Source organism: Arthrobacter sp. BGA-UO-ETr-C19, assembly GCF_059568005.1.
The window spans coordinates 69051-84841 of sequence record NZ_JCAQPC010000023.1; the positions used below are offsets into that span (position 1 = coordinate 69051).

At 68.1% G+C, this 15791-nt stretch carries 13 protein-coding genes; 9 read left to right on the plus strand and 4 right to left on the minus strand.

What is annotated here, in order from left to right; all coding sequences use genetic code 11:
- Positions 1-11: 11 nt before the first annotated feature.
- The 3 genes from AC57BR_RS16495 to AC57BR_RS16505 form a co-directional block, all read right to left on the minus strand.
- Entirely contained in the window at positions 12-635 is a 624-nt protein-coding gene (locus AC57BR_RS16495) for a LysE family transporter (RefSeq protein ID WP_496362439.1), read from the minus strand.
- A 64-nt stretch (positions 636-699) separates the two neighbouring features.
- A complete protein-coding gene (locus tag AC57BR_RS16500) occupies positions 700-1515 on the minus strand; it encodes a class I SAM-dependent methyltransferase (RefSeq protein ID WP_496362441.1) in 816 nt (271 codons plus the stop codon).
- Between the two features lie 51 nt (positions 1516-1566).
- Complete coding sequence (locus AC57BR_RS16505) at positions 1567-2082, minus strand: MarR family winged helix-turn-helix transcriptional regulator (RefSeq protein ID WP_496362443.1); 516 nt, start codon at positions 2080-2082, stop codon at positions 1567-1569.
- A 157-nt stretch (positions 2083-2239) separates the two neighbouring features.
- On the opposite strand from AC57BR_RS16505, the gene AC57BR_RS16510 reads away from it, so the two are divergent.
- Positions 2240-4420, plus strand: coding sequence for an MMPL family transporter (locus AC57BR_RS16510; RefSeq protein WP_496362445.1), 2181 nt, complete (start codon positions 2240-2242; stop codon positions 4418-4420).
- On the opposite strand, the gene AC57BR_RS16515 is transcribed toward AC57BR_RS16510, so the two are convergent.
- Positions 4417-5397 carry an NAD-dependent epimerase/dehydratase family protein gene (locus AC57BR_RS16515; protein WP_496362447.1) on the minus strand — a complete coding sequence of 327 codons (981 nt, stop codon included), beginning with the start codon at positions 5395-5397 and terminating at the stop codon, positions 4417-4419. The genes AC57BR_RS16510 and AC57BR_RS16515 overlap by 4 nt on opposite strands.
- A gap of 150 nt (positions 5398-5547) precedes the next feature.
- Here AC57BR_RS16515 and AC57BR_RS16520 point away from each other — a divergent pair, with 150 nt between their 5' ends.
- The 8 genes from AC57BR_RS16520 to AC57BR_RS16555 all read left to right on the plus strand — a co-directional run bounded on the left by AC57BR_RS16520 (position 5548) and on the right by AC57BR_RS16555 (position 15737).
- Positions 5548-6270 (plus strand): TetR/AcrR family transcriptional regulator, encoded by a 723-nt coding sequence (locus AC57BR_RS16520; RefSeq protein ID WP_496362449.1) that lies wholly within the window; start codon positions 5548-5550, stop codon positions 6268-6270.
- A 128-nt stretch (positions 6271-6398) separates the two neighbouring features.
- Positions 6399-6821, plus strand: a complete 423-nt coding sequence (locus tag AC57BR_RS16525) for a hypothetical protein (RefSeq protein ID WP_496362451.1) — start codon at positions 6399-6401, stop codon at positions 6819-6821.
- Between the two features lie 237 nt (positions 6822-7058).
- Positions 7059-8933 carry a molecular chaperone DnaK gene (gene dnaK, locus AC57BR_RS16530; protein WP_496362453.1) on the plus strand — a complete coding sequence of 625 codons (1875 nt, stop codon included), beginning with the start codon at positions 7059-7061 and terminating at the stop codon, positions 8931-8933.
- A 2-nt stretch (positions 8934-8935) separates the two neighbouring features.
- On the plus strand, positions 8936-9595 hold the full coding sequence (locus tag AC57BR_RS16535) for a nucleotide exchange factor GrpE (protein ID WP_496362455.1): 660 nt from the start codon (positions 8936-8938) through the stop codon (positions 9593-9595).
- Positions 9596-9678: 83 nt separating this feature from the next.
- Positions 9679-10656: a DnaJ C-terminal domain-containing protein gene (locus AC57BR_RS16540; protein ID WP_496362457.1), complete on the plus strand. Its 978-nt coding sequence runs from the start codon at positions 9679-9681 to the stop codon at positions 10654-10656.
- Positions 10657-10671: 15 nt separating this feature from the next.
- Complete coding sequence (locus tag AC57BR_RS16545; RefSeq protein ID WP_496362459.1) at positions 10672-11094, plus strand: heat shock protein transcriptional repressor HspR; 423 nt, start codon at positions 10672-10674, stop codon at positions 11092-11094.
- A gap of 154 nt (positions 11095-11248) precedes the next feature.
- Positions 11249-13993 (plus strand): PEP/pyruvate-binding domain-containing protein, encoded by a 2745-nt coding sequence (locus tag AC57BR_RS16550; RefSeq protein WP_496362461.1) that lies wholly within the window; start codon positions 11249-11251, stop codon positions 13991-13993.
- Between the two features lie 151 nt (positions 13994-14144).
- Positions 14145-15737 (plus strand): HNH endonuclease signature motif containing protein, encoded by a 1593-nt coding sequence (locus AC57BR_RS16555; RefSeq protein WP_496362463.1) that lies wholly within the window; start codon positions 14145-14147, stop codon positions 15735-15737.
- Positions 15738-15791 lie beyond the last annotated feature (54 nt).

Here is a 15791-nt window from a genome sequence, read left to right on the forward strand (position 1 = left end):
GCGCGCCGTAATTAGTGGATGAATGCCAGCAGCACGCCCACTGCGACGAACAGGACACCGAAAAGCCTGTTGAGCACGGTTTGGCCGTGGGCATTGTGGGTAAAGCGCTGGAACGACTTCGCCGCCGCCGCGAAGAAGAACCACATTACGAGGATGTCGATGAGAACCACGGTCGCGGCAAGGACGGAGTACTGGGGGAGGAGCGGGCTGGCGGGCCGGATGACCTGCGGCATGAAAGCCAGGAAGAAGACGATGGCCTTGGGGTTGAGCAGGTTGACCCACAGCCCCCTGCGGAACATGGACCAGGCAGGCTCGTTCCGGAGCGCGGCGACCTTCTCCTGGTCCAGGTCCGGTTTGCGCAGGAATTGCCTGATGCCGAGGTACACCAGGTAAGCGGCGCCTGCGTAGCGGATGGCGTTGAAGGCGACCGGGGAGCCGGCAACCAGGACACCGACACCGAGGGCCACCACAATAACGTGCAGGATCAGGGCGGCCTGTTGCCCCAGGATGCCCCAGATGGATCGCTTGAACCCGGCGGTCAGCGAGTTGCTCATGGTGTTTATGGCGCCTGCGCCGGGGGTGAAGCTGATGAGGACGCCGGCGCCCGCGAGGGCCAGCCAAAGGGAGAACTGCACCCATCAAGTTTAGTCGGCCTGCGCGGGGGGCGGTTCACGGCCTGTTCCGCAAGGCCCGGCCCGTTTACGCCCGCGCGATGACCTCGCCGTTGGGAATGAGGAACCAACCGTCGTCGGTGGAGCCCCAGCGGTGCCAGCCGGCCGAGATGCGCGTGAGGTCGGCCTCCTGCGCGAAACCGTACTCAAGGGCCTGCTCCGCGAAGGCCGAATGCAGCACGCGCTCGCCCCACACCCTGGCCTGCCAGCGGCGCTGCTGCCCGGTGGCGTAGAGCCAGTTGCTGCTGGTCGGCGCCACATCCGTGAAGCCGGCGGCCTGGGCCCACGAGACGAGCCGGCGGCCGGCGTCGGGCTCGGCACCGTTCCGGCGGGCGATCCGCTGGTAGAGCTCCATCCACTCGTCGAGCTCGGGAATGGCGGGGTACCAGCTCATGCCGTGGAAATCCGCGTCGCGGACCGCAACGATGCCGCCGGGCCTGGCCACGCGCCGCATTTCCCGCAGCGCCTCCACCGGATCGGTCAGGTGCTGCAGGACCTGGTGGGCGTGGACCAGATCGAAGCTGTCGTCCTCGAAATCGAGGTCGTAGATGTTGCCCGCGACAAACTCAACGTTCTCCACGCCGCGGTCGGCCGCCAGTTCGCGGGCATGGGTGATCACATCGGGGGAGCGGTCCAGCCCCGTCACATTCCCGGGGGCCACCAGAAGCGCGAAGTCACACGTGATGCTCCCCGGCCCGCACCCGACGTCGAGCACCGATACGCCGGGGGTGAGGTACGGGATGACGAACGCGGCCGAATTCTCCGCCGTCCGCGAGGCATGGGCCCGGACCACGGACTCATGGTGGCCGTGAGTGTAGACATCTTCCGGCTGCTGCGCGCTCATAGGGAAACGCTACTCCTTCTCCGAACCTCGGGCAGGTAGCGGGAGGGGCCGTTATGGAGCGCCGGAGGCTTCCTGGCTGGCCCGGACCGTTGCCGCAATCATCGCGTCCATGAACCGGGTGGCCGTCTCGAGTTCCTGCGCGGTGAACCCGGCCATTGCACTGCCCATGTGGCGGGCGAGAGGCAGGAACATGGTGGAGCCATCCCGGTACGCCTTGTCCGTCATCCGGAGCTGCACCTGCCGCCGGTCCTGCCCTTCGCGCACGCGGACCAGATGCCCGGAGCCGCACAGCCGGTCGATCAGCGCCGTGGTGGCAGGGGAGCTGAGGTTCAGTTCCTTCCGCAGCGTTCCCGGGGTTGCGACATCGCCATTGGCTGCGTGCCTCATGACGGCGGCGAGGGCGTTGAGGTCAGTCCGGTGCATGTCGTTCCGGCCGCCTGCAGAGTCAACGTAGCGGTTGGCCTCCAGGGTGAACTCCTGCAGCAGCCGTATCAGGGGATGCTGCGTCCCCGGGGCGGAGGAGGCGGGCCCGTCGGGCTGCCGCGGGGTGCCAGGCTTCTCGTCCACGACCGCCTCCTCTCCTCAATGTTGCCTTCCGGAGTTTACCGCCCGGACGCCCGCATTCCAGGGGAAAGAACTATATATCTCCATGGTAGAGATAGTCTATGCTGGAACCATCATCGACGACGGTCCGTGTGGCTGTCACGCCCAGGAGGTCTTCCGCATGAACCAGGCAGCCCGCACCCCGAGCATTCCGTTCTGGCTCCGGTGGCTCATCCCGGCAATCCTCGTCGTCGGATGGGTCGCCATTGCGGGGGTCGGCGGACCCACGTTCGGCAGGCTGGATGAGGTTTCGTCCAATGACCAGGCGTCTTTCCTTCCGGCCGGAGCGGAGGCCACCGAGGCCCGCGAGTGGCAACAGAAGTTCCAGGACTCCGGCGAGGTGCCCGCCGTCGTCGTTATTGAAAGCGGCAGCGCCCTCACCCCTGCCCAGCTGGGCACGGCCGCCGGCCTGAAAGCCACGCTGGAAGACCTGCAGCTGGGCAGCACGGTGGTGGGGCCGGTGCCCTCGCAGGACCAGAAAGCCGTGCAGTACATCGTGTCCGTTGCGGCAGCGGAGCCAGCGGAGGCCGTCGAAGAGTTGCGCAAGGAGGTCCGGGCGGCGGCTCCGGACGGCACGCAGATCTTCGTCACCGGTCCCGCCGGGCTCGCGGCCGACCTCACGGGAGCCTTCGCCGGCATCGACGGCATCCTGCTGCTCGTCGCGCTGGCGGCAGTGTTTGTCATCCTCCTGGTTGTCTACCGGTCCCTGCTCCTGCCCTTCGCCGTGCTCCTGACGTCGGTGTTTGCGCTGTGCGCGGCCATCCTGCTGGTGTTTGGCATGGCGAAGGCGGGCTGGATCCAGCTCAACGGCCAGAGCCAGGGCATCCTCTCCATCCTGGTGATCGGCGCCGCCACAGACTACGCCCTGCTCTACGTGGCCCGGTTCCGTGAAGCACTCGAGCACACGGCCAACCGCACCGCCGCCGCACTCGCCGCCTGGCGGGCCTCCTTCGCGCCGATCCTGGCGTCGGGCGCCACGGTTGCGATCGCCCTGCTGTGCCTGCTGTTTTCCGACCTCAACTCCAACAAGGCGCTGGGCCCGGTGGCGGCCGCTGGCATCGTGTGCTCCCTTTTCGCGGCGCTCACCCTGCTCCCGGCCTTCGCGGCGCTCCTGGGGCGTGCCGCGTTCTGGCCGTTCCGGCCCAGGCTCCTGCCCGACGAGGCGCGTGAGCCGGAACTGACCACCGGGCTGGAGGGCCAGCGCGGGCTCTGGCGTGCCACCGGAACACTGGTGTTGCGGCGTCCCCGCACCGTGTGGGTGGCATCCGTTCTCGTGCTGGTCGTGGCCTCGGCCGGGATCCTGCAGCTGAAGGCCAACGGTGTGCCACAGACCGCCGTCATCCTCAGTGCCTCCAATGCCGTCGACGGGCAGGACGCCTTGGCGCGCCATTTCGACGCCGGCAGCGGCAGTCCCGCGGTCATCGTCGCCAGCCAGGGGAAAGCCGGGAAAGTCCTCGAAGCCGTCAAGGCCACCAGCGGCGTGGGGGCCGCCTACCTCCTGGCAGAGGGGAGCGTACCCATCACGGGAACCCCGGGAACGCCAGCCAGCCCGGCCGTGCGCGACGGCAGGGTGCTCCTGAACGCCACCCTCGACTTCGCAGCCGACTCTGATGCCGCGGAGAATGCCGTGGCAGCGATGCGGGCCAGCGTGAAAAGCGTGGACCCCGGCGCCCTCGTCGGCGGCGTGACCGCCACCGCGCTGGACACGAACACCACGGCCCAGCGCGACCTCGCCACCATCATCCCCGTTGTCCTGGCCGTCATCCTGCTCATCCTCATGGTGCTGCTGCGGTCCGTCCTCGCGCCCGTCCTGCTTGTCGCCTCGGTGGTTCTTTCCTACGCGGCCGCCATGGGCGTCTCGGCCCTCGTATTCAACAACATCCTGGGCTTCCCCGGAGCCGACGCCACCGTGCCGCTGTTCGGCTTCGTGTTCCTGGTGGCACTGGGTGTGGACTACAACATCTTCCTGATGAGCCGCGTCCGCGAGGAGTCACTGAAGCACGGGACCCGGCCGGGGATTCTCCGCGGACTGGGAGTGACCGGCGGGGTGATCACCTCGGCAGGGGTGGTCCTGGCCGCCACGTTTGCGGCCCTTGGCGTCATCCCCATCATGTTCCTGGTGCAGTTGGCGTTCATCGTGGCGTTTGGGGTGCTGCTGGACACCGTTCTGGTGCGCTCGCTCCTGGTTCCGGCACTGGCCTACGACCTGGGCCGGCGCATCTGGTGGCCGGGTAGATTCAGCCGGCTCGAGGCGGAGGAAGCCAGCAAGCTGGAGGGCCCTGCGGAAGTTTTCGTCCGCTAGGTGCCGGCCGGCGTCGACGCGGGGGCCCGTCCCGTCCCCGGGCCTGCGGCGAGCCCCGAACGCCACCACTGCACCGTCTCCTTGGCTGCCACCTGCAGGGGAGTCGGGTGAAGGCCCAGTTGCTCCTGGCTGGCCGTTGAATCCATCACGAACGGCCGCTGGAACTGGTAGAGCACCTCGCCGAGCTCCCTCATGTCGGCGGAGAACGCACCAAGGGTGCGCAGCGCCCATCCCGGTACCGCGCGGACCTTCGCGAGCGGCACTCCGGCGGCTGCGGCGAAGGCTTGAGCGATCTGGCGCTGCGTGAGCGGCGGGTTGGTGGGCGCGTGCAGCACCCGGTTCCACAGCTCAGGCCTTCCGGCGGCCCCGATCATTGCCGCGGCCAGATCGGGAACGTAGGTGAAGGAATGCGGCTGGTCGGCGCTTCCCACCACTTGCAGCGGGCGCCGGGCGAGGACGGCGGGCACCATGCGTTCGCCTGCATGGGCCATCCGGACGCGGGGGCCGAAGAAGTCGCCTGCCACCACGGACACGGTGTCAGCGGCGCTCGCCGCCCGTGCCCGCAGCAGCGCGGCGCGGACGCCGCGCTTGCCGCCCGCCGCCTCGCGCGGGCTGTCTTCGGTCATCACCCGCTCCGGATCGGTGTAGGAGTAAAGGCTTTCCGGAAAAACGACGACGGCGCCCGCCTCGCCTGCCGCCGCCAGGACCGCCTGTTCGGCAGCCGGCAGATCCTGTTCCCAGGCTGCGGCGCTGTAGGCCGAGCCGTGGATGCAGTGGAAGACCGCCGCCGCGCCCTCGAAAGCGTCACCCAGCAGGCCCGGGTTGGAGGCATCCACCTGCAGTTTCTCGACCAGCGGGTGGTCGGGGCCGCTGCCGGAGCGGGTGAGGACGCGGACCCGCTCGCCGCGCTCCGCCAGTTGCTCCGCCACCGCCCAGCCCACTGGGCCGGCGCCGGTGACCACATAAAGACTGGACATAATATTTCTCCTTTGTGCGGATGGTCCCGGAGGGCCAAGTGGGGTTTTGAGAGCACTGCTCTCAAAACAAGGATCCTGCTGCCGCCCGGCGAAGTCAAGAGCACTGCTCTCAATTGTTGACACCGCTCTGATTCATGCCATGCTGGGCTGATGCCAGCCACCTCCCAGACTGCCGGCGGGGAAATCCGTACACCGCGTGAACGTGCCCGGGCGCAGACCATCGCCGACATCATCCGGCTGGGCCGGCAGCACCTGGCCGAACATGGGGCCGCAGCCCTGTCGCTCCGCGCCGTCGCCCGTGACCTGGGCGTGGTCTCCTCCGCCGTCTACCGGTACGTCGGGAGCCGCGACGAGCTGCTCACTCTCCTGCTCGTGGATGCCTACAACGACCTGGGGGACGCGGTGGATGCCGCCGTCGGGTCCGTCCCCGCGGAAGAGTCCCGGGGCCGGTTCGCTGCGCTGGCCCGCGCTGTCCGCGGATGGGCCCTCCGGGAGCCGGCGCGCTACGGCCTCCTGTTCGGCAGCCCGGTCCCGGGCTATCAGGCTCCGGCGGAGCGGACCACGGCACCCGGCACGCGGGTGGTCAACAGTTTGGTGGAGATTCTGGACGCCGCGCACCGGGCCGGACGGCTTGCCGGGCGCGGGCCTTCCTCCGTGCCGGCACCCCTGGCCGCCGATCTCGAGGCAATCCGGCGTGAGCTGAACGTGGAAGTCCCGGACGCCCTGCTGGCCCGCGGCACCCTCGTCTGGACCTCACTCTTTGGAGCCGTCAGTTTTGAAGTGTTCGGGCAGTATGGCGCCGGCACCTTTTCCGCGCCGGATGAACTGTTCGAGCACCACGTAGCCGTACTGGCGGATCTCGCCGGGCTGTAGTTTCGGCCGGTTTGGGCCCGGCCGGGTGGCACCATACCTGGCCCCCTGTTGCCGCCCGAGCCGGCTGAGTAGACTGCCACTGCGCCCGAACCAGGCGCGCACAGTCCTTTCGAAGGAGTGATCAACCGATGACCGAAAACAGTGAGTCCGGCGACGCGGGCAAGACGCACAACAGCTCCAGGAATCCGGCACTCGAGGGGGACAGCGGCCAGTATGTGGAGGGTGATTACGGCGATGCCGGCGTGGCCGGAGACGAGGCCAGCGCCGAAGCCGAAGGCGAATATACAGCAGGTGATTACGGCGACGCGGGGGCGGTTGAACCATCCGCCGAGGTGGCAGAGGGTGAGTATCCGGAAGGTGACTATGGCCGGGCCGGAACCGTCGGCCAGGAACTGCCCGGGGACGAGGAAGGCGAATACCCCGAGGGTGACTACGGCGCCACCGGCACAGCCCCCGGAGGCGGTGCCGCCGAAGAGTTGAAGGATGGGCTGATCGACGGCCAGGTCAATGCACCCCGAAATGACGACGGCGGCACCTCCTCGGGAGGCTAGGCGCAGGTTCACGCTGAGCGAAATCCGTCTGACATTCATAGAGAAACCCCCGGTTTCACGCGGAAATACCGTGTGGCAACCGGGGGTTCTGTCCTGCGGCGGGGCCAGCCGAAGGCAAAGTTGAGCGTTCTCGACTCAACTTGGGTTGACTTAAATTCCGCGCTGAGTAAAGTTGAGTGCAGATCGCTCAAGGAAGTGGGCGAGCCCCAAGTTTCCAAGGAAAGAAGGAAGCAACACATGTCACGTGCAGTAGGTATCGACCTCGGAACCACCAACTCCGTCGTCTCCGTTCTCGAAGGTGGCGAGCCCACCGTTATTGCCAACGCCGAGGGTGGCCGCACCACGCCGTCGGTCGTTGCGTTCTCCAAGTCCGGCGAAGTCCTGGTCGGCGAAATCGCCAAGCGCCAGGCCGTCAACAACATCGACCGCACCATCGCCTCGGTCAAGCGGCACATGGGCACCGACTGGTCCGTGGCCATCGACGACAAGAAGTACACGGCCCAGGAAATTTCCGCCCGTGTCCTCATGAAGCTGAAGAACGACGCCGAGTCCTACCTCGGCGAAAAGGTCACCGACGCCGTGATCACCGTTCCCGCCTACTTCAACGACGCCGAGCGTCAGGCAACGAAGGAAGCCGGCGAGATCGCCGGCCTGAACGTCCTGCGCATCGTCAACGAGCCCACCGCGGCCGCATTGGCCTACGGCCTGGACAAGGGCAAGGAAGACGAGCTCATCCTGGTCTTCGACCTCGGTGGCGGCACGTTCGACGTCTCCCTGCTGGAAGTCGGCAAGGACGAGGACGACTTCTCCACCATCCAGGTGCGCGCCACCGCCGGTGACAACCGCCTCGGCGGTGACGACTGGGACAACCGCGTCGTCGAATACCTGCTGAACCAGCTCAAGGTCAAGGGCATCGACCTGTCCAAGGACAAGATCGCCCTCCAGCGCCTCCGCGAAGCTGCCGAGCAGGCCAAGAAGGAACTCTCCTCCTCCACCAGCACCAACGTCTCGCTCCAGTACCTCTCCGTCACCCCGGACGGCCCGGTCCACCTGGACGAGCAGCTGACCCGCGCCAAGTTCCAGGACCTGACCAAGGACCTGCTCGAGCGCACCAAGAAGCCGTTCCACGACGTCATCAAGGAAGCCGGCATCAAGCTCTCCGACATCGACCACATCGTGCTCGTCGGCGGCTCCACCCGTATGCCCGCCGTGTCCGAGCTCGTGAAGGAACTGGCCGGCGGCAAGGAGCCCAACAAGGGCGTCAACCCGGACGAGGTTGTGGCCGTTGGTGCAGCCCTGCAGGCCGGCGTGCTGAAGGGTGAGCGCAAGGACGTTCTCCTGATCGATGTCACCCCGCTGTCCCTGGGCATCGAAACCAAGGGCGGTGTCATGACGCACCTGATCGAGCGCAACACGGCCATCCCCACCAAGCGGTCCGAGACCTTCACTACCGCTGACGACAACCAGCCGTCGGTGGCCATCCAGGTCTTCCAGGGCGAACGTGAGTTCACCCGCGACAACAAGCCGCTGGGCACGTTTGAGCTGACCGGCATCGCGCCGGCCCCGCGCGGCGTCCCGCAGGTCGAGGTCACGTTCGACATCGACGCCAACGGCATCGTTCACGTTTCGGCGAAGGACAAGGGCACCGGCAAGGAACAGTCCATGACCATCACCGGCGGCACCGCGCTCTCCAAGGAAGACATCGACCGCATGGTCAAGGACGCCGAGGAGCACGCAGCCGAGGACAAGGCACGCCGCGAGGCCACGGACACCCGCAACACCGCCGAGCAGCTCGCCTACTCCGTGGACAAGCTGATCGCTGACAACAGCGACAAGCTGCCTGAAGAGGTCAAGACCGAGGTCCAGGCCGACGTCGATGCCCTCAAGAAGGCCCTCGAAGGCACCGACGACGCCGCCGTCAAGACCGCGTTTGAGAAGCTGCAGGCTTCCCAGACCAAGCTCGGCGAGGCCATCTATGCCCAGGCCGGTTCCCCGGACGGCGCCACCGGCGCTGCGGGTGCCGAAGGCGCTCCCGCCGGCGGAAACAAGACGGGTTCTTCAGATGAAGATATCGTCGACGCCGAGATCGTCGACGAAGAAGAGAAGAAGTAACCATGCCGCACCACGGTAACGAAGAAGAGCACAACTCTTCCCGAGACCAGAGCAGCAAGCGCGACGAGCCGGTCATTCGGGACCACCGCAAGGTGGACCCGGTGACCGGGGAGGCCCGGCATCCGGAGGGCGGACAGTCCTCTGCGGCGGAAGCGGATTCCGACGGCGACGCCCTCGCCCAGGCTGAGGAAATCCTCAACCAGGTCGAGGTGCCCGCCGAGGAGTCCGTGGCGCAGGGTACCGAAGCCGCCGCGGCGGCGGAGCTGAAGAACGACCTGCTCCGCCTGCAGGCCGAGTACGTCAACTACCGCAAGCGCGTTGAACGCGACCGCGCCGTGGCAGGGGAGATGGCCGTCATCGGCGTCCTGAACTCCCTGCTCCCGGTGCTGGACGACGTCGACGCCGCCCGCCAGCACGGTGACCTCGCGGACGGCCCGTTCGCCGCGATCGCCACCAAGCTGGAGAACGCGCTGAAGACGTACGGCCTGACCCGCATCGATGAGACCGGCGTGGAGTTCGATCCGACCATCCACGAGGCCCTCATCCAGCAGCCCGGCGATGACATCGAAGTTGACACCGTCAGCCAGGTGCTCCGCTCCGGCTACAAGTCAGGCGAACGGGTCCTCCGGGCCGCACAGGTCATCGTCGCGGTACCTGCGTAGTCTTATCTCCGGTGGTTGAGCTCGTCGAAACCCGGTTTCGGCAAGCTCAACCACCGGCCTATTACTTTAGAGAGGAAACGCCATTGGCTAGCCAGGACTGGGTGGACAAGGACTTTTATAAGATCCTTGGTGTTGCCAAGGACGCTTCCGACGCTGACATTAAGAAGGCTTACCGGAAGCTCGCCCGGCAGTACCACCCTGATACGAACTCCGGGGATGCTGCTGCTGAGAAGAAGTTTAAGGACATTTCCGAGGCGTACTCTGTGCTGTCCGATCCTGATGAGCGGCAGCAGTATGACGCCATCCGGGCCATGGGCGGCGGCGCTCGCTTTGCACCGCACGGCGCGGGCAGCACCGCTAACGGCGGCTTCGAGGACCTCTTCGGCGGCCTGTTCACCGGCGGCGCCGGCCGGCACTCCGGCGGGTTCAGCACCGCCGGCGGCGTTCCGCCCGAGTTCGCTGACCTGTTCGGCGGCGGCTTCGGTGGCGGCCCTGCCGGTTACCAGCGCGCACCGCAGAAGGGCGCCGACCGCACGGCCAGCACCAGCATCTCGTTCGCCGGGTCCATCCGCGGCACCACCATTGGTCTGCGTGAACCGGACGGCGAGGTCATCGACGTCCGGGTGCCTGCGGGCATCAAGGACGGCCAGAAGGTGCGCGTCCGCGGCAAGGGCCAGTACGGCCCGGCGGGCAACGGCGACCTGCTGGTCACCGTCAACGTCAAAACCCATGACTTTTACACGCGCGACGGCGACAACCTCCGGATCCACGTGCCCGTCAGCTTCCCGGAGGCTGCTTTGGGGGCCGACATCGAGGTTCCCACGATCGACGGCGAACACGTCCGGGTCCGCGTTCCTGCCGGCACCCCGTCGGGGCGCACGCTCCGGGTCAAGGGCCGCGGCGTGAAGACGTCGAAGGCCACCGGGGACCTGCTGGTGACCATCGACGTCGCTGTACCGCAGAACCTGAGCAAGGAAGCCGAGGAGGCCGTGAAGGCATTCGCAGCCGCCACCACCGGTGCGGACGTCCGTCAGGGCCTGGCAGCCAAGGCCCGGCTTTAGGGACGGGTGCCGGCCGTGGACATCAATTTCGATCAGCCGATCTTCGTTATCTCGGTGGCCGCCGAGCTCGCCGACATGCACCCGCAGACACTCCGCCAGTACGACCGGCTGGGCATCGTCTCGCCCAGCCGGGCGCCGGGCAAGTCCCGCCGATACTCCCAGCGGGACGTGAACCGGCTCCGTGAGGTGCAGCGGCTGTCCCATGAGGGCGTCTCCCTTGAGGGCATCAAACGCATTCTGGAGCTCGAAAACCAGGTTGCTGCCCTGCAGCGCCGGGTGGGCGAACTGACCGAGGAACTGGCCCGCCGTCGTGAGCCGCTGGAATCACGGATCTTTGCAGCCGGCACCGCCGGTGACGTGGTGAGCCTGGCGCGCGGCCAGCGGCCCCGGCCCCGTTCGCAGGCCATGGTGGTGTGGCGCCCGCGCGGCGACATCTAGCCAGCCGGGTCTAGCCATCCCCGTCTAACTATCCCCGTCTGGCCTTCCCCATTGCCAGAATCAGGTGCAGTGCCACAATAGGGTGCAGTGCCGAAACGGGGTCACCAGCCGCAATGCCGCGGTCCCGGCTCCCGGGCAGAAGGGACGCAAGGTCGTGACCTACATCAAGGGCTTTGACCAGCTGGGACGCGGCGATCTGGACGAGGCAGGCGGCAAGGGCGCCAACCTCGGCGAGCTGGCCCGGGCCGGTTTCCCGGTGCCGCCCGGCTTCGTGCTCACCACGGCGGCCTACCAGGACTTCGTCAACGCCAATGGGATCGCGGGCCGCATCCTTGAGCTCGCCGCCCTCCCCGCCGGCGCTTCGAACGACGACTATGATGCCGCCGCCGGGCAGATCCGCGCCCTGTTCGCCGAGAGCACGATGCCCGGGGAGATAGGCGGCGAACTCCGCGCGGCCTACGGGCGGCTGAGCCAGACGGCGGCCGGAGCAGTCGAGGAGGCCGGCGCGGCGTCCAGCGGCGACCACGCCGCGCGCGTGGCGGTGCGCTCTTCAGCCACCGCGGAAGACCTCGCCTCGGCCAGCTTCGCCGGCCAGCAGGACACTTATCTGAACGTTTCCGGGGCCGACGCCGTCGCTGCCGCCGTCATCGACTGCTGGGCGTCGCTGTGGAACGCCCGCGCCATGGCATACCGTTCACGGAACGGCTTCGACCCAGCCACCGTGCGCCTCGCTGTGGTGATCCAGGAGATGGTCGACGCCGGGGCCGCCGGCGTGCTGTTCACCGCCAACCCCGCTACCGGCCGCCGCGACCAGGTGGTGATCAGCGCCGCCTGGGGGCTGGGTGAATCCGTGGTCAGCGGCGCCGTCACCACGGATGACGTCGTGGTGGATGCCGCGACGGGCCGCGTGGAGCAACGCCGGACGGCGGACAAGGACGTCATGACGGTCTACGACGGCACAGGCACCAGGGAGCAGCCGGTCCCGGACGAGAAGCGCCGGGAGCCCGTGCTCGACGACGACGCGGCTGCCGCGCTGGCCCGCCAGGGAACGGCCATAGCGAGGCACTTCGGGGTGCCCCAGGACATCGAGTGGGCGCAGGCGGCAGGGGCCTTCTTCATTCTGCAGGCCCGTCCCATCACCGCACTGCCGGAGCCCTCGGCCGACGCCCCGACGGAGTGGCCGTTGCCCTATCCGAACGGGATGTACTTCCGGGCCAGCATCGTTGAGCAGTTGCCGGACCCGTTGTCGCCCCTGTTCGCCGACCTCATCGACGGTGCCGTGGTGCGGTCGCTGAACGCCCTGCTCAACGAGGCATTCGGCAAGAGTGTGGTGCGGCCCGGGGACGTTTCGCTGCCCACCGTCAACGGCTACGCGTACTACTACTACAACAACGCCGGAATGCGGCGGGTCATGGGCAGGTCGCTGACGGCGATGCGCGCGCTGGCCCAGGGCAAGGCCCACATGGGAATCAAGGGCTGGCGCGACCACTCGCACCCGAAGTACCGCGGACTCGTGAAGTTCTGGGCGGCCAGGCCGCCGGCGGACCGTACGGCTGCCGAACTGCTGGAGGGCATTTCGGCGCTGCTGGACGCCGGCGCCGCGTACTACACCGCCGTGCAGTCCATCATCCCCATCGCCGCAACCAGCGAGATCATGTTCCGGAGCTACTACGACAAGCTCGTCCGGCGGCCCGGCGACCCCTCCGCGGAGGTCTTCCTCCTCGGTTACGACAGCGAACCCATCCGCGCGGAGAAGTCCCTGTACGACCTTGCGGTGTGGACCCGCGAAAGGCCGAAGCTCGCCTCGGCCCTCACGGAAGGACCAGCGGCCGGCATCGCCGAGGCTCTCCGCGGCGGCACGCCTCCCGGGGGCGTGGCCGGAGCCCCGGATGTGGATCCGGCACAGTGGGACGAGTGGCGCTCCCGCCTCCAGCGGCACCTGGACCGCTACGGGCATGCCGTCTACAACCTGGACTTCGTCAACCCTGTGCCGGCCGATGACCCCTCCGCCCTGCTGGAGACCCTGAGGTTCTTCGTGCGGGGGGAGGGGAAGGATCCGCACGAGCGCCAGCGGCGGTCTGCCGACCGGCGCGAGGAGCAGAGCCGGCTGGTCAGCGCTAGGCTGGGGCCGCGCCGCCGCGCTGTCTTCCGCAGGCTGCTCCGCTGGGCGCAGAAGGCCGCGCCCGTCCGTGAGGACGCACTGGCCGACGTCGGGCTGGCCTGGCCGTTGATGCGCCGGATGCTGCTGGAACTGGGGGAGCGGCTGATGGCTTCGAGTGTCATCGCCGCGCCGTCGGATATCTTCTGGCTGCGGCTCGACGAACTCCGCAACGCCATCGACTTCGGGCTGGCCACTCCCGGAGCGGCCATCACCGGCACGGACCGGCCGGTGCGGGCGGAGGCCGTTGAACAGCGCAAGATGCTGTGGCGGGGCCAGCGGAAAGCAGCTGCCCCGCAGCTGCTGCCCGAGAGCCGCTGGATGGAGTGGGCCTTTGGCAGCATGATGCCGGCCCGTTCGGTGCAGCAGGCCGGGGACGTCATCACCGGCGTCGGCGCGAGCTCCGGGCAGGTGAGCGCGCCGGCCCGGCTGCTGCACGGCCCCGACGACTTCGCCAGCATGCGGCCCGGCGAGGTGCTGGTGGCACGCATGACCACCCCCGCCTGGACACCGCTGTTTGCGATGGCGTCCGGCGTCGTCACGGACGTCGGCGGGCCGCTGAGCCACAGTTCCATTGTTGCCCGGGAGTACGGCATTCCGGCCGTCCTCGGAACGGGGGTGGCCACCCAGCGCTTGTCCAGCGGACAGCAGGTTAAGGTCGACGGCGACGCCGGCACCGTCACGCTCGACGGTTCCGGGACCGTCGAAGGTGCCAGGACCCCCGAAGGTACGGGCAGCTGACCTGCGGGGGCACCTTCTCGGCGCTGTCGAGGTGTAACCGAACCGCTGGTTGAGCCTGTCGAAATCAACCTGCGCAACCAGCGGAACCGCCCCGGGGATCGTCTGCCTTGGCGCGCGCAAAATTGTCTGTCCCCCCTGTCATGCTGTGGGTATGGATAGCACGGCAGTGGTGGAAACGTGGGAGGGCATTGAGTCCTGTGTTGCTGTGCTGGCTGGTATTGTCCGCGAGGCCGCCGGACTCGGTGACGGCGAGGCGACCGATAATCTGGCCGCTGTGGATCCCGCTGCGGGTAATCCGCTTCGGGATCGGGCGGATGCGTGTTTGGAAGGTTTGGCTGAGCTGGGCAGGTTGGAGGCCCGCCTGGCGGCTCTGAAGGTCCGATTGGCCGCGGGGTATTCCACCTTGGATGAGGCCTTGGCGGTACCGGCCAGTTCGCCCCAGGCGGGCACCGCGAGGGAAATGTCCGTGACGGCTGAGGTCGCCGGTGCCCTGACCGTGAGCGAACGCAGTGCCGGTGCCCTGCTGTGCGAGGCCCACACCCTGGCCACCGAGCGGCCGATGACGCTGACCGCTCTGGGGTCAGGAAGGATTTCGTTTCAGCACGCCCGAATCATGTGTGACGAAACAGCCAACCTGGAGCCCGCCGCGGCGGCGGCCCTGGAAGCCCATTTCCTCGACTCGGAAACTCCGGGGTTTGCCCGGGGCTGTTTTGCCGGGGAGCTGGTGCCGGGCAGGTTCCGTGCCAGGGCGCGTGCCTGGCGGGAACGGCACCACCCGGTCAGCATCGAAACCCGCCACACCAAGAGTGCGGGGGACCGGCGGCTGGAGTATGTCCCGGACCGGGACGGCATGGCCTGGCTCTCGGCGTATCTGCCCGCGGACCAGGCGGCCGGGATCTGGGACCGCGCCACGGCCGCGGCCCGGGCCCTGCAGGTCCCGGCAGAACCCAGGACCCTGACCCAGCTCCGGGCGGATGTGGCCGCCGGCTGGCTGCTCACGCCCGCCCAGGGGGTCGACGGAGCGGCCTCAGGCTCCCTACCCGCAGGTTCTGCCCCGGTCGGTGTTGTGCCGTCCCCGCGGGCTCAGGTCCTGGTCACGGTTCCGGTGTTTTCGCTGCTCGGCCAGACGGAGGAGCCGGCCACGCTGGACGGGTACGGACCGATCCCGCCGTCGATGGCCCGCCGGCTCGTCGCCGACGGCGGTGGATCGTTCCTGCGGGTGCTGACTGACCCGCGGAACGGGGCGCCGCTGGAGATCGGACGCACCAGCTACCGCCTGACGAAACCGATGCGCCAATGGCTCCGGCTCCGGGACGCGCGCTGCACGTTCCCCGCCTGCAACAACCATTCCCTGGACAACGACGCCGACCACATCCTGGCCTGGTCCGCCGGCGGCGGCACCGGCGTCGCCAACCTCGGCCAGCCCTGCCCGAAACACCATCGCCTCAAACACACCACAGCGTGGAGACCGGTCGGCGCGACCCGCGAGAGCCCGCCGGCCTGGATTTCACCCGCGGGACGGTCCTACCCGGCTGAACAACGGGACTGGGAACCACCCATCTGGCCGGAACCACCACCCGGCCAAGAATGGCAGTGGCTGCCGGACTGGTTAGACCAGGATCCCGAACATTCGGAACATCCCGACGCCCTTGACGGCGTTGAGAGCGCGATGGCGTTCGACGGCCTTGAGCCACCGCTGCCTTTGGACCCCTGGCCCGACTGGTCCACACCCGCGGCCGCATAAAGGCGCGTCGCCATATTGCGACGCGCCCAATCTGCGATCCGGAGCCGGGTCCTA

Excerpts from the sequence above, each read along its gene's own strand:
- AC57BR_RS16500 (WP_496362441.1), bottom strand. The coding sequence starts at position 1,515 with ATGAGCGCGCAGCAGCCGGAAGATGTCTACACTCACGGCCACCATGAG.
- AC57BR_RS16510 (WP_496362445.1), top strand. The coding sequence starts at position 2,240 with ATGAACCAGGCAGCCCGCACCCCGAGCATTCCGTTCTGGCTCCGGTGG.
- AC57BR_RS16515 (WP_496362447.1), bottom strand. The coding sequence starts at position 5,397 with ATGTCCAGTCTTTATGTGGTCACCGGCGCCGGCCCAGTGGGCTGGGCG.
- AC57BR_RS16520 (WP_496362449.1), top strand. The coding sequence starts at position 5,548 with ATGCCAGCCACCTCCCAGACTGCCGGCGGGGAAATCCGTACACCGCGT.
- AC57BR_RS16525 (WP_496362451.1), top strand. The coding sequence starts at position 6,399 with ATGACCGAAAACAGTGAGTCCGGCGACGCGGGCAAGACGCACAACAGC.
- dnaK (WP_496362453.1), top strand. The coding sequence starts at position 7,059 with ATGTCACGTGCAGTAGGTATCGACCTCGGAACCACCAACTCCGTCGTC.
- AC57BR_RS16535 (WP_496362455.1), top strand. The coding sequence starts at position 8,936 with ATGCCGCACCACGGTAACGAAGAAGAGCACAACTCTTCCCGAGACCAG.
- AC57BR_RS16555 (WP_496362463.1), top strand. The coding sequence starts at position 14,145 with ATGGATAGCACGGCAGTGGTGGAAACGTGGGAGGGCATTGAGTCCTGT.